Annotated in this window: 12 protein-coding genes; 5 read left to right on the top strand and 7 right to left on the bottom strand. The window is 57.5% G+C overall.

Translation table 11 applies throughout. The features are described 5' to 3' along the window. Positions 1-285: 285 nt before the first annotated feature. From mnmE to rpmH, 5 genes are all read right to left on the bottom strand, one after another. Complete coding sequence (gene mnmE, locus ACK59H_RS03040; RefSeq protein ID WP_060477649.1) at positions 286-1,656, bottom strand: tRNA uridine-5-carboxymethylaminomethyl(34) synthesis GTPase MnmE; 1,371 nt, start codon at positions 1,654-1,656, stop codon at positions 286-288. 86 nt (positions 1,657-1,742) lie between these two features. After that, on the bottom strand, positions 1,743-3,419 hold the full coding sequence (yidC, locus tag ACK59H_RS03035; RefSeq protein WP_060477650.1) for a membrane protein insertase YidC: 1,677 nt from the start codon (positions 3,417-3,419) through the stop codon (positions 1,743-1,745). A gap of 2 nt (positions 3,420-3,421) precedes the next feature. Then, a complete protein-coding gene (gene yidD / locus ACK59H_RS03030; protein WP_081016618.1) occupies positions 3,422-3,667 on the bottom strand; it encodes a membrane protein insertion efficiency factor YidD in 246 nt (81 codons plus the stop codon). Next, positions 3,660-4,064: a ribonuclease P protein component gene (rnpA, locus tag ACK59H_RS03025; protein WP_081016619.1), complete on the bottom strand. Its 405-nt coding sequence runs from the start codon at positions 4,062-4,064 to the stop codon at positions 3,660-3,662. The genes yidD and rnpA overlap by 8 nt, the downstream gene beginning before the upstream one ends. Before the next feature lie 13 nt (positions 4,065-4,077). Continuing rightward, positions 4,078-4,212 (bottom strand): 50S ribosomal protein L34, encoded by a 135-nt coding sequence (gene rpmH, locus ACK59H_RS03020; RefSeq protein ID WP_003253163.1) that lies wholly within the window; start codon positions 4,210-4,212, stop codon positions 4,078-4,080. A 583-nt stretch (positions 4,213-4,795) separates the two neighbouring features. Here rpmH and dnaA point away from each other — a divergent pair. From dnaA to gyrB, 4 genes are read left to right on the top strand one after another with little or no spacing between them, the layout of a single operon-like run. Then, complete coding sequence (gene dnaA / locus ACK59H_RS03015; RefSeq protein ID WP_060477652.1) at positions 4,796-6,334, top strand: chromosomal replication initiator protein DnaA; 1,539 nt, start codon at positions 4,796-4,798, stop codon at positions 6,332-6,334. A gap of 40 nt (positions 6,335-6,374) precedes the next feature. Then, positions 6,375-7,478: a DNA polymerase III subunit beta gene (gene dnaN, locus ACK59H_RS03010; protein ID WP_060477653.1), complete on the top strand. Its 1,104-nt coding sequence runs from the start codon at positions 6,375-6,377 to the stop codon at positions 7,476-7,478. Positions 7,479-7,493: 15 nt separating this feature from the next. After that, positions 7,494-8,597: a DNA replication/repair protein RecF gene (recF, locus tag ACK59H_RS03005; protein WP_060477654.1), complete on the top strand. Its 1,104-nt coding sequence runs from the start codon at positions 7,494-7,496 to the stop codon at positions 8,595-8,597. A 4-nt stretch (positions 8,598-8,601) separates the two neighbouring features. Continuing rightward, complete coding sequence (gene gyrB, locus ACK59H_RS03000) at positions 8,602-11,022, top strand: DNA topoisomerase (ATP-hydrolyzing) subunit B (RefSeq protein ID WP_409264243.1); 2,421 nt, start codon at positions 8,602-8,604, stop codon at positions 11,020-11,022. 57 nt (positions 11,023-11,079) lie between these two features. Here the strand turns inward: gyrB and ACK59H_RS02995 are convergent, their stop codons facing one another. Both ACK59H_RS02995 and ACK59H_RS02990 read right to left on the bottom strand, forming a co-directional pair. Then, a complete protein-coding gene (locus ACK59H_RS02995) occupies positions 11,080-11,490 on the bottom strand; it encodes an RcnB family protein (RefSeq protein ID WP_060480543.1) in 411 nt (136 codons plus the stop codon). Positions 11,491-11,620: 130 nt separating this feature from the next. Continuing rightward, positions 11,621-12,916, bottom strand: a complete 1,296-nt coding sequence (locus ACK59H_RS02990; protein ID WP_060480542.1) for a sigma-54-dependent Fis family transcriptional regulator — start codon at positions 12,914-12,916, stop codon at positions 11,621-11,623. A 222-nt stretch (positions 12,917-13,138) separates the two neighbouring features. Here ACK59H_RS02990 and ACK59H_RS02985 point away from each other — a divergent pair, with 222 nt between their 5' ends. Next, positions 13,139-14,023, top strand: coding sequence for an MBL fold metallo-hydrolase (locus ACK59H_RS02985; RefSeq protein WP_060480541.1), 885 nt, complete (start codon positions 13,139-13,141; stop codon positions 14,021-14,023). Positions 14,024-14,037: the final 14 nt, after the last annotated feature.

The raw sequence follows: 14,037 nt of genomic DNA, 5'->3' as shown, positions 1-14,037 counted from the left end.
TAACGTTCAGCAGCCTGTGGATTAAATGGCTATTTACCCACAGGCGGATTTGTCACCATGAAAAAAGCCCGTTTATCAAAAGGGCTTATGATGGGTTTTCCACAGGGATCCTGTCATAAAATTTCTGCCTGTGGATGAATGTCAGTACACCGGACTCGCCATCTCTGACGGTCGGATCAGTTGTGCACAGCCAGCTGCAACCCGCAACGATCCGACGAGTGGCCAAATCTCAGGCAAAAAAAAGCCGCTCCATGGGGAGCGGCATTGGGCTTATCTAGCTGTGGACTATTTGCCGATGCAGAAACTGGAAAATATCCGCCCCAGCAGGTCGTCAGAACTGAACGCGCCGGTGATTTCACCCAGTGCCTGCTGCGCCTGACGCAGGTCCTCGGCCAACAGCTCACCGGCACCTGCCAGAGTCAGCTGTGCACGGCCATGCTCTAGATGCGAACTGGCTTGGCGCAGGGCATCGAGGTGGCGGCGGCGAGCGCTGAAGCCGCTTTCGGCAGTCTGTTCATAACCCATGCAGGCTTTGAGGTGGTCACGCAGCAGTTGCAGCCCCTGGTTGTCCCCCTTGGCGCTCAGGGTAATGGTCACATGGCCATCGTCAGACTGTTCCAGCCCTACTTGCTCGTCACTGAGGTCTGCCTTGTTGCGGATCAACGTGACCTTGGCCGGTTCGGGGCGCTGGTCGAGAAACTCAGGCCACAAGGCGAACGGGTCGCTGGCCTCGGGCGCGGTGGAATCAACCACCAAGAGTACTCGATCGGCCTCGCCAATAGCCTTCAACGCCCGCTCTACACCGATCTTTTCCACATGGTCATCGGTGTCGCGCAGGCCTGCCGTGTCGACCACGTGCAGCGGCATGCCGTCGATGTGGATATGTTCACGCAGAATGTCGCGTGTAGTACCGGCGATATCCGTCACGATGGCGGCCTCCCGGCCAGCCAGCTGATTGAGCAAGCTCGATTTCCCGGCGTTGGGCCTGCCGGCGATGACTACCGTCATGCCATCGCGCAGCAAGGCGCCCTGCCCAGCCTCTCGTTGTACGGTAGACAACTGGTCACGCACTGCATCGAGCATCGAAAGCACATGGCCATCGGCAAGGAAGTCGATTTCTTCCTCAGGAAAATCGATGGCAGCCTCGACGTAGATGCGCAAAGCAATCAACGCTTCGGTCAGGCCGTGCACACGTTTGGAGAACTCCCCCTGCAACGAGCGCAGCGCGTTGCGTGCAGCCTGGCTTGAGCTAGCTTCGATCAGGTCGGCAATGGCTTCGGCCTGGGCCAGGTCGAGCTTGTCATTGAGAAACGCTCGCTCGCTGAACTCCCCCGGACGCGCCAGGCGGCAACCCACTTGTACACAGCGCTGCAGCAGCATATCCAGTACCACTGGCCCACCATGGCCCTGCAGTTCGAGCACATCTTCGCCAGTGAAGGAGTTGGGCCCAGGAAAGAACAGCGCAATACCTTCATCCAGCACCAGGCCCTCTTCATCGCGGAAAGGGCCGTAATGTGCATGGCGTGGTGTCAGCGTGCGGCCGGTGATCAGCTGCCCAGCCTTGCCTGCCAATGGCCCGGACAGCCTGACGATCCCAACGCCTCCGCGGCCTTGGGCGGTGGCGATGGCAGCGATGGTTTCACGCACAGTGTTCATGGTCGAAAGCCTCTACGACAAATACGACAGATAGCAAAAACGCCCCCGAAGGGGCGTTTTTATTCACAGGCTAGCGCAGTAGCCCGTCAAGCAGCCGCTTTTTTGGTAGCTGCTTCGATACGGCGGGTGATGTACCACTGCTGAGTGATCGACAGGCAGTTGTTCACAACCCAGTACAGCACCAGACCAGCCGGGAACCACAGGAAGAAGAAGGTGAAGATGATCGGCATCATTTTCATCACCTTGGCCTGCATCGGATCCGGTGGAGTCGGGTTCAGACGCTGCTGGATGAACATGGTAGCGCCCATGATGATCGGCAGGATGAAGAACGGATCCTTGATCGACAGGTCGGTGATCCACAGCATCCACGGGGCCTGGCGCATTTCCACGCTTTCCAGCAGTACCCAGTACAAGGACAGGAAGACCGGCATCTGCACCAGGATCGGCAAGCAGCCGCCCAGTGGGTTGATCTTCTCTTTCTTGTACAGCTCCATCATCGCCTGGGACATCTTCTGGCGATCGTCACCGAAGCGTTCCTTCAGTGCGGCGAGCTTGGGCGCCACGGCACGCATGCGCGCCATCGAGCGGTAGCTGGCAGCCGACAGCGGGAAGAACAGGCCTTTGATGAGCATGGTCAGCACGATGATCGACCAGCCCCAGTTACCCAGCAGGCTGTGGATATGTTGCAGCAGCCAGAAGATCGGCTGGGCAATGAACCACAGGAAGCCGTAGTCGACGGTCAGTTCCAGGCCTGGGGACAACTCCTTGAGCTTGGACTGAATCTTCGGGCCGGCGTACAGCATGGCGCTGGTTTCGGCCTTGCCGCCAGCAGGAACGCTCAGAGCCGGGCCGGTGTAGCCGATGATGTAGTTGCCCTGGCTGTCCTTGCGAGTCTGGACCACGTTGTTATCCGATTTTTCAGGAATCCACGCGGTGACGAAGTAGTGCTGCAGCCAGGCGACCCAGCCACCGGACACATTTTCTTTCAAACTACCCTTGTCGATGTCCTTCATCGAAACCTTTTTGTAAGGCTCCGAGGCAGTCCACATGGCGGCGCCCAGATAGGTCGCGGTGCCGGTGGCCGTGCTCGACGACGGGTCGGAACTGGCGTCACGCTTGAGTTGGGCGAAGAAATTGCCGTTCCACGGCTGACCGCTCTGGTTGTCGATCAGGTAGCTGACGTTCAGGTCGTACTCACCGCGCTTGAAGCTGAAGCGCTTGATGTAATTGACACCGTTATCGCTGAACTTGAGGTCGACCACCAGTTGTTGCTGGCCGTCAGCCAATTGGTAGCTCTTCTGCTCGGCCGCGTACAGCGGGCGACCGGACGAGCGCGCATCCGGACCATTGGCACCAGTCAGGCCACTTTGTGCCAGGTAGACACGCTCACCGCCGTTGTCGAACAGCTGGAACGGAATATCCGGGTGATCCTGACGGCGTGGGTACTTGGGCAGGTTCAGCTGGACGATGTCACCACCGACCGGATCGATAGCCAGGTCCAGGACATCGGTCTTGACCCGAATCAGGTCTTTACTGACCGCGGCCGGTGCCAGTTCGGCAGGGCTGGATTCGGCATTGGCGCTTGGCACATCGGCGCTGGCGTTACCGGCCGGTACGCCGTCGGGCAACGCCGGGGCAGTAGTGCTGGCAGCAGTATTCTGAGTCGGCAGGGCAGCCTGGCCATAGTCCTCGTTCCACTTGAGGACCATGACGTAGGACACGATTGCCAGGGCGACGATCAGGATCGTGCGTTTAATATCCATGATTACTCGGCTATCGAAGAAGTTCGGGAGGAAGGAGCGGGAGGAACGGGATCGAAACCGCCGTCGTTCCACGGATGACAACGCCCCAGGCGACGAACGGCTAGCCACCCGCCACGCAAGAGGCCATGGTTTTCAATGGCTTCCAGAGCGTAACAGGAGCAACTGGGGTAGAAACGACAGTGATTGGCCATCAGGGGGCTGATGGCGTAACGGTAAAACTGGATCGGGACGATGGCCAGTTTACGCATGTTGACTGTCTACCCCTGCGGAATTGGCATCTGCCGCTGGAGTGGGCCGGCTGCGTGCCAGACGTTTCCAGAGCTTGCCAAAGTGTTGGTGCAATTCCGGGTTTTCCATCTCACCCAATCCCTTGCGCGCGACGATCACTATATCCATGCCACCCAATGCTTGCTGGTTGAGCCGGAAGGAATCGCGCATCAAGCGCTTGAGGCGATTGCGTTGAACGGCGAGCTTGACGCTCTTCTTGCCGATCACCAGGCCGAGGCGCGGGTGATCCAGGCCGTTCTCGCGAGCAAGGATCAGCAGGTTTTTCCCTGGAACCTTGCCGGTTGGGGAGTCGAAGACCGCTTTGAAGTGCCGGGGTGTAAGCAGTCGCTTTTCCCGACTGAAGTCCTGACTCACCACCTGTGCCGAAAAATCAAATGGCCAGACGCTTACGGCCTTTGGCACGACGACGCGACAGAACAGCGCGGCCGTTCTTGGTAGCCATACGGGCACGGAAGCCGTGGGTGCGAGCGCGCTTGATGGTGCTTGGTTGGAAAGTACGTTTCATGGCGTTGTTACCTGGGTTTGTCGACTACGGGCCGGAATGGCCCCCTTTTTAAGAGATCGGCGATTCTAGAGAAAGCAAGCCCATAGGTCAATTTCCAACCAGTCTTTCCTTATAGAAGGCACTTCTGAGAACGGGGCGCTGCGAGGTTGCTCGGGAGGACGGGCGGGGACAAAATTAGAAAAAAAGAAGAGAGATATAAAAAGCTTTTCTAAAGAACTTATAAATCTTAAGTGGACAACCCTCTGTGGATAACTAGCGCCACGTCAGTAAATAAGAGGCTTCCAGAGGTTTAAAACTTTGTCGGTAACAGGTGCTGCGCCTGTGGCAGCCATGGGTAAAGGCTGTGGATAGAATTGGCGATTATCCACAGATGATTTATCCACAGATCTTAGGTCAGGGTTGTGCATAGAGCTCAAGCCTGGTTATCCACAGAGCTTATTCACAACTCCTCGAAGGCGTTTTGGCCGCTAACTGACTGTTTTGTCATGGCTTGGAATGTTTCCACATGTGGATAACTGAGCGCTCGAGCGGTACAATGGCGGTTTGTTTTGGCCTTATCCGGCTTTCAACTCAGGGGATATCCGTGTCAGTGGAACTTTGGCAGCAGTGCGTGGAGCTTCTGCGCGACGAACTGCCTGCCCAGCAATTCAACACCTGGATCCGTCCGCTACAGGTCGAAGCCGAAGGCGACGAGTTGCGCGTGTATGCGCCCAACCGTTTCGTGCTCGATTGGGTGAATGAAAAGTACCTTGGCCGTTTGCTCGAGCTGTTGGGTGAAAACGGTAGCGGCATGGCGCCTTCCCTCTCCTTATTAATAGGCAGCCGCCGGAGTTCTGCTCCTCGTGCTGCACCCAATGCACCGGTCAGCGCTGCTGTGGCGGCATCTCTGGCCAGCACCCAGGCGCAACAGGCTGCAGCACCTACAGTGGTGGCGCTTGCCGAACCTGTGGAGGCTTCGGTGGGTGAGCAGGTGCAAGTCAATGAGCTGAATGACTCGCCTTCGCGTGATAGCTTCGACGGCATGGCTGACAGTGGCTCAGCGCCCGCTCCCGGCAGCCGCACTGAGCAACGCACGGTTCAGGTGGAAGGTGCGCTCAAGCACACCAGTTATCTGAACCGAACCTTCACTTTCGAAACCTTCGTCGAGGGTAAGTCGAACCAGTTGGCCCGTGCTGCTGCCTGGCAGGTAGCAGACAACCCCAAGCATGGCTATAACCCACTGTTCCTCTACGGTGGTGTGGGCCTGGGTAAAACTCATCTGATGCATGCCGTGGGTAACCATCTGCTGAAGAAAAATCCGAATGCCAAGGTTGTTTACCTGCATTCGGAGCGCTTCGTCGCGGATATGGTCAAGGCTCTGCAGCTCAACGCGATCAATGAGTTCAAACGTTTCTATCGTTCGGTGGATGCGCTACTGATCGACGATATTCAGTTCTTCGCCCGCAAAGAGCGTTCTCAAGAAGAGTTTTTCCACACCTTCAACGCCTTGCTCGAGGGTGGTCAGCAGGTGATTCTCACCAGCGACCGCTACCCCAAGGAGATCGAAGGCCTGGAAGAACGTCTGAAGTCGCGCTTCGGCTGGGGCCTGACGGTGGCCGTAGAACCACCGGAGCTGGAAACCCGCGTGGCGATCTTGATGAAGAAGGCCGACCAGGCCAAGGTTGAGCTGCCTCACGATGCTGCCTTCTTCATTGCCCAACGCATCCGCTCCAACGTACGTGAACTCGAAGGTGCCTTGAAGCGCGTGATCGCTCACTCGCATTTCATGGGCCGGGATATCACCATCGAGCTGATTCGCGAGTCGCTCAAAGACTTGCTGGCACTGCAAGATAAACTCGTGAGTGTGGATAACATCCAGCGCACGGTGGCCGAGTACTACAAGATCAAGATCGCCGATCTGTTGTCCAAACGCCGTTCCCGCTCCGTCGCGCGCCCCCGACAGGTTGCCATGGCTCTGTCGAAGGAACTGACCAACCACAGCTTGCCTGAGATAGGTGACATGTTTGGCGGCCGCGACCACACCACAGTGCTGCACGCGTGCCGCAAGATCAACGAATTGAAGGAATCCGACGCGGACATCCGCGAGGACTATAAGAACCTGCTGCGTACGCTGACAACGTGATGCATTCCAGCGCAGCTAATTGAAGGCAAGGGACTAGACCATGCATTTCACCATTCAACGCGAAGCCCTGTTGAAACCCCTGCAACTGGTCGCCGGTGTCGTCGAGCGCCGCCAGACCTTGCCGGTGCTGTCCAATGTGCTGCTGGTCGTGCAAGGCCAGCAGCTGTCGTTGACCGGTACCGACCTGGAAGTCGAATTGGTTGGCCGTGTGCAGCTCGAAGAGCCTGCCGAGCCTGGCGAAATCACTGTCCCGGCACGTAAGCTGATGGACATCTGCAAAAGCCTGCCAAACGATGTGCTGATCGATATCAAGGTCGATGAGCAGAAGCTGTTGGTCAAAGCTGGCCGCAGTCGCTTTACCCTGTCGACCCTGCCGGCCAATGACTTCCCTACCGTTGAAGAAGGCCCGGGCTCGCTGACCTGCAACCTCGAGCAGAGCAAACTCCGCCGCTTGATCGAGCGCACCAGTTTCGCCATGGCTCAGCAAGACGTGCGCTACTACCTCAACGGCATGTTGCTGGAAGTTTCGCGCAATACCTTGCGCGCCGTTTCCACCGATGGTCATCGTTTGGCACTGTGCTCGATGAGCGCGCCGATCGAGCAGGATGACCGCCACCAAGTCATCGTTCCACGTAAGGGTATCCTCGAATTGGCTCGCCTGCTGACCGACCCGGAAGGCATGGTCAGCATCGTCCTCGGTCAGCACCATATCCGTGCCACTACCGGTGAGTTCACCTTCACCTCCAAGCTGGTCGATGGCAAGTTCCCGGACTACGAGCGTGTGCTGCCCAAAGGCGGTGACAAAGTGGTGGTCGGCGATCGTCAGGCGCTGCGCGAAGCCTTCAGCCGTACCGCGATTCTCTCCAACGAGAAGTACCGAGGTATCCGTCTACAACTGGCGGCCGGCCAACTGAAAATCCAGGCCAACAACCCTGAGCAGGAAGAAGCGGAAGAAGAAATCAGCGTGGACTACGAAGGTAGTTCGCTGGAAATCGGCTTCAACGTGAGTTACCTGTTGGATGTGTTGGGCGTCATGACCACTGAGCAAGTTCGTCTGATCCTGTCTGACTCCAACAGCAGTGCCCTGCTGCAGGAAGCAGGCAATGACGACTCTTCCTATGTTGTCATGCCGATGCGTCTGTAATACGAAGCAGGCGAAATGTCCCTTCGACGGATCATGGTCACCGCGGTGCGCAACCTGCACCCGGTGACACTCTCACCTTCCCCCCGCATCAATATCCTTTACGGCGCCAATGGCAGCGGCAAGACCAGTGTGCTTGAAGCTGTGCACCTGCTTGGGCTTGCACGTTCATTCCGCAGTACCCGGTTGAACCCTGTAATTCAGTATGAGCAGGCGGCTTGTACGGTGTTTGGCGAGGTGCAGTTGGCTGAGGGGGGCACCAGCAATTTGGGCGTCTCCAGGGAGCGGGCGGGCGAATTTACCATCAGGATTGACGGACAGAACGCCAAGAGCGCTGCTCAGCTGGCAGAGTTGTTACCGCTGCAGTTGATCAACCCAGATAGTTTCCGCCTACTGGAAGGCGCTCCGAAAATTCGCCGGCAGTTTTTAGATTGGGGAGTGTTCCACGTGGAACCTCGTTTTCTCCCGGCATGGCAGCGCCTGCAGAAGGCACTGCGGCAGCGGAACTCGTGGTTGCGGCATGGTACACTTGACCCAGCTTCGCAAGCCGCCTGGGACCGGGAATTATGCCTGGCCAGCGCAGAAATAGATGAATACCGTCGCAACTACATCAAGGCCTTGAAGCCTGTCTTCGAGCAAACCCTGAGTGAGCTGGTCGAGCTGGACGGGTTGACCCTGAGCTACTACAGAGGCTGGGACAAGGACCGAGAACTGCAAGAAGTACTTGCCTCCTCTCTCCTTCGCGATCAGCAGATGGGCCACACCCAAGCGGGCCCCCAGCGAGCTGATCTGCGTCTTCGTCTAGCTGCTAATAACGCAGCGGACATCCTGTCACGTGGTCAGCAAAAGCTGGTCGTTTGCGCATTGCGTATCGCCCAGGGCCACCTCGTTAACCAGGCTCGCCGCGGTCACTGTATTTATCTTGTAGACGACCTGCCGTCCGAGCTGGATGACCAGCATCGCCGCGCACTGTGCCGCTTGCTTGAAGAATTACGCTGCCAGGTGTTCATCACCTGTGTAGATCACGAATTACTGAGGGAAGGCTGGCAGACGGAAACGCCAGTTGCCATGTTCCACGTGGAACATGGCCGTATCACCCAGACCCACGACCATCGGGAGTGAAGGCATGAGCGAAAATCAAACGTACGACTCCTCCAGCATCAAGGTGCTGAAAGGTTTGGATGCCGTACGCAAGCGTCCCGGCATGTACATTGGCGACACCGATGATGGTAGCGGCCTGCACCACATGGTCTTCGAGGTGGTCGACAACTCGATCGACGAAGCCCTTGCCGGCCATTGCGATGACATTACCGTCATCATCCACCCTGACGAATCGATCAGCGTGCGTGACAACGGCCGTGGTATTCCGGTCGATGTGCATAAAGAGGAAGGCGTATCTGCAGCCGAGGTCATCATGACCGTACTGCACGCTGGCGGTAAGTTCGATGACAACTCCTACAAAGTATCCGGCGGTTTGCACGGTGTAGGTGTTTCGGTAGTGAACGCACTGTCTGAAAAGCTAGTGCTGACCGTGCGCCGTAGCGGCAAGATCTGGGAACAGACTTACGTTCATGGTGTTCCACAGGCGCCAATGGCCATCGTCGGCGATAGCGAAGCCACCGGTACCCACATTCACTTCAAGCCTTCGGCAGAAACCTTCAAGAACATCCACTTCAGCTGGGACATCCTGGCCAAGCGGATCCGCGAGCTTTCGTTCCTCAACTCGGGTGTCGGCATCCTGTTGAAGGATGAGCGCTCGGGTAAGGAAGAGTTCTTCAAGTATGAAGGCGGTTTGAGCGCGTTCGTTGAGTACCTCAACACCAACAAGAACCCGATCAACTCTCAGGTCTTCCACTTCAATGTCCAACGCGATGACGGTGTGGGTGTCGAGATTGCCCTGCAATGGAACGACAGCTTCAACGAAAACCTGCTGTGCTTCACCAACAACATTCCGCAGCGTGACGGTGGAACGCACTTGGTCGGCTTCCGCTCCTCGCTGACACGTAGCCTGAACAGCTACATCGAGCAGGAAGGTCTGGCCAAGAAGAACAAGGTCGCCACTACGGGTGATGACGCTCGTGAAGGCTTGACCGCGATCATCTCGGTGAAAGTGCCTGATCCTAAGTTCAGCTCGCAGACCAAAGACAAGCTGGTTTCTTCGGAGGTGAAAACCGCCGTTGAACAAGAGATGAACAAGTACTTCGCCGACTTCCTCCTGGAAAACCCGAACGAAGCCAAGGCCGTCGTCGGCAAGATGATCGACGCTGCCCGTGCTCGTGAAGCGGCTCGTAAAGCCCGTGAAATGACCCGACGTAAAGGCGCGCTGGATATCGCTGGCCTGCCGGGCAAACTGGCAGACTGCCAAGAGAAGGACCCTGCCCTTTCCGAACTGTACCTGGTGGAGGGTGACTCCGCAGGTGGTTCGGCCAAGCAAGGCCGCAACCGCCGTACCCAGGCGATCCTGCCGCTCAAAGGCAAGATCCTCAATGTCGAGAAAGCGCGCTTCGACAAAATGATCTCGTCCCAGGAAGTGGGCACTTTGATCACTGCGCTGGGCTGTGGCATTGGCCGCGATGAGTACAACATCGACAAGCTGCGCTATCACAACATCATCATCATGACCGATGCTGACGTCGACGGTTCGCACATCCGTACTCTGCTGCTGACCTTCTTCTTCCGCCAGTTGCCAGAGTTGGTCGAGCGCGGCTACATCTACATTGCCCAGCCGCCGCTGTATAAGGTGAAAAAGGGCAAGCAGGAACAATACATCAAGGACGACGAGGCCATGGAAGAGTACATGACCCAATCGGCCCTCGAAGACGCCAGCCTGCACCTGGATGAATCGGCACCAGCCGTTTCTGGCGTACCGCTCGAAACCTTGGTGAATGAGTTCCGTGCTGTGATGAAAACGCTCAAGCGCCTGTCACGCTTGTATCCGGAAGACATCACCGAGCACTTCATCTACCTGCCGGAAGTCACCCTCGAGCAACTGGGCGACCATGCCGTGATGCAAGCCTGGCTTGAGAAGTTTCAGGGTCGCCTGAACAACAGCCAGAAATCGGGCCTGGTCTACAAGTCCAGCCTGCGCGAAGACAAGGAGCGCAATGTTTGGCTGCCAGAGGTGGAAATCACCTCCCATGGCTTGGCCAGTTACGTCACCTTCAACCGCGACTTCTTTGGCAGCAACGACTATCGCTCGGTGGTCAACCTGGGTGCAAAGCTCTCTACCCTGTTGGGTGAAGGCGCCTATGTACAGCGCGGTGAGCGCCGCAAGGCAATCACCGAGTTCAAGGAAGGCCTCGACTGGTTGATGAACGAGAGCACCAAGCGTCACACCATCCAGCGATACAAAGGACTTGGTGAGATGAACCCGGAGCAGCTGTGGGAAACCACCATGGATCCAACCGTGCGCCGTATGCTCAAGGTCACCATCGAAGACGCCATTGCTGCTGACCAGATCTTCAACACCCTCATGGGTGATGCGGTCGAGCCCCGCCGCGACTTTATCGAAAGCAACGCGCTGTCGGTGTCGAACTTGGACTTCTGATCCACTTTGCGCCCAATAAAAACGCCCGCTTCTGCGGGCGTTTTTTTTGGTTGAGCCTCAGTAACCTGCGAGCACGCTGACTACTACCCCCGTGGCAATGGCGACCAACACGTAATCACCATTCACATACAACCAACGGTGATCGCGTGGCGGTGCATCGAGGTGGCGGGCACGCCAGTCGGTTACCCAATAGCGGTCGGCGCGGTAGCGTGGTTCTACCACATAGCCACGGTGCCATTGCTGATGGGGCATCGGCATGCCAGCTTCAGGTCGGAAATTGGGATTGTGATAGGGCGCATGACGACCATTGTCATGACGGTCGTGCCGTTCCGGTGGCCCAGGGGGGCGGTGATCCTGATGGCCTGGGCCGGGACCGCCTTCGTGACGGTCAGGGCCTGGTTGCGCGAAACTCGCCAACGGGGTGCTGAGCACAAGTGCGGCGCAGAGCACGGTCATAGTCTTTTTCATGGGTAATCCTCTGCATGTTGAACACTGGGCGAGTGTCAATTCATGGCTGGTGCGGTTAACCCATAAGACCACAGCATTTGTCGTTCAATGTCAGGGCACAGGTAAAGGTCAGGTAAAGATGCTCATACCGTTATTTGAGGCCTAGGGATTTCAAGCGGCGATACAAGGTTCGTTCACTCAAGCCAAGATGGCGTGCCAGCTCGCTACGTGAACCCTGAAACTGTTCGAGTGCTCGAGCCAGATCGCCTAGATCGTGCCGCTTACCTCCGGTTTGGGTGGACACCCGTGGTGACCCAATGTCCTCAGGCAGATGCTCTGGGCGAATCAGCCCGTCATCGGCAAATAGGCTCGCCCTCTCGAGGATGTTACGCAGCTCCCGAATGTTGCCCGCAAACCCATGCAGCTTGAGATGCTGAACAGCGGCTTCTGTCAGACGAGGTGTGGTTTTACCACCCGTGCGTTGCAACAAGGTTGCTGCCAGCAGCTCTAGATCCTCCAAGCGCTCGCGCAATGCTGGCAAGCGAATGGGAAAGCCGCTGATGCGGTAGTACAGGTCTTCCCGGAACGTGCCTTCGGCAACCATCTGCTTCAGCGGTTTATGGGTTGCTGATACCAGACGAAAATCGGAATGGACGATTCGCAAGCTGCCCACTGGGCGGAAGCTGCCGGACTCGATCAGACGCAGCAATTTAACTTGCATGGCCAGCGGCACCTCGCCGATCTCGTCGAGAAACAGGGTACCGCCATGGGCGGCTTCGGCCAGGCCGATCTTGCGCTGATTGGCACCAGTGAAAGCCCCCTTCTCATAGCCGAACAATTCGCTCTCGAACAGCGACTCGGTAAGGCCCGTGCAGTCGACAACCACAAGCGGGCCATTGGCCCGTGGGCTACCCATGTGAATGGCGCGGGCGAACAGCTCTTTACCGGTGCCCGACTCACCCTGAAGCAACACGGGGATCTGTGCCGGGGCAGCGCGCTGCAAACTGGCCAGTGCTGCCTTGAAGGCGGGGGCGCGGCCGACCAATCCCTGCTGTTGCGGCTGTGCTGAAGCTAACGTGATGCTGGTGAGCCGCTCGACGAAGGCCACCACCCTACCCTGCTCATCGAGGATTGGTCGTAACTCCACATCCACATGCTCGGGGCCGCGTGGCGTGTGATGAATATGCAGCACCCGTTCAGGGGTTTTGCTTTCCCACGCTTTGCGCATCGGGCAGTGCTCACCGGCCTGGTCACATGGCACGGCGTAGTGATGCGATACCCGATGACATTTCTCACCTAGCGGGGCCTGCTCGTCCTGGCCGAACTGTCGCCGATAGGCTGCATTGGCCGCGAGGATGTTGTAGTCGGTATCCAGCACGATGGTGGGCAATGCATCGTGCTCAAGGAAAGACACCAAAGCTAGGATGTGTGGATGAAATTCAGGCATCACAGCACCATTGGATTGATCGGCGCAGGGTAGCAAGGACTGCCAAACACTGCCATTGGCTGACAGTCTACTGCCAAAGCGGCTGCCATCCTTCGATGCATCCCTGCTAAGCCGCCCGTATTCATTGGCTTGCTCACTGGCGAACGTCTGGCATGTATCTTGATAAACCTCCTTCAACTGTTTTGGCGGGTACAGCGCCTGACAGACTACCTGGAGAGCGTGATGATCATCGGCAACAACCTTCACGTGGACGCCTTCTACGACGAGGCGACTTCGACTATCAGTTACTTGGTCATGGACCGGGCAACCCAGCAATGCGCACTGATCGACAGTGTGCTGGACTACGACCCCAAGTCAGGGCGCACCAGCACTGCTTCGGCGGATCGTCTGATCGAACGTGTGCAACAGCTCAAAGCTAAGGTGCAGTGGGTTTTGGACACCCATGTGCATGCCGATCACCTCTCGGCAGCGGCTTACCTCAAGGGCAAGCTGGGAGGGCATACGGCCATCGGTGCACACATTACTCAGGTTCAGAAAGTCTTCGGCACGCTGTTCAATGCAGAGCCAGGCTTTGCCCGAGATGGCAGCCAGTTCGATGTGCTGTTCGAAGACGAAGAAGGGTTCTGCATCGGTAATTTGCAGGCCCGTGCGCTGCACACACCGGGGCATACCCCGGCCTGCATGAGCTTCATGGTAGCGGACGCTGGCGAGTGTGCGTTGTTCGTTGGCGATACGCTCTTCATGCCTGACTATGGCACCGCCCGCTGCGACTTCCCCGGCGCCGACGCCCGTACCTTGTACCGTTCGATCCGCCGCTTGCTGGCTTTTCCTGATCAGACGCGCTTGTTCATGTGCCATGACTACCTGCCGGGCGGGCGTGCGATGCAGTACGTCACCACCGTGGCCGAACAACGCGCCAGCAACATCCACGTTCACCAGGGTATCGATGAGGACAGCTTCGTCGTCATGCGTGAGGCGCGCGACAAAACCCTCGAGATGCCGGTACTGATCCTGCCATCGGTGCAGGTGAACATGCGCGCAGGTCAGCTCCCCGAACCTGAACCAAACGGCGTGAGCTATCTGAAGATCCCGCTGAATACGCTGTGACCGCCCTGCCCCAT

The organism is Pseudomonas sp. KCJK9000, from assembly GCF_046230725.1.
GTDB classification, from domain to species: Bacteria; Pseudomonadota; Gammaproteobacteria; order Pseudomonadales; family Pseudomonadaceae; genus Aquipseudomonas; species Aquipseudomonas promysalinigenes.
The sequence above is the reverse complement of the archived record's forward strand: the minus strand, read 5'-3'. Positions and strand labels throughout refer to the sequence as shown.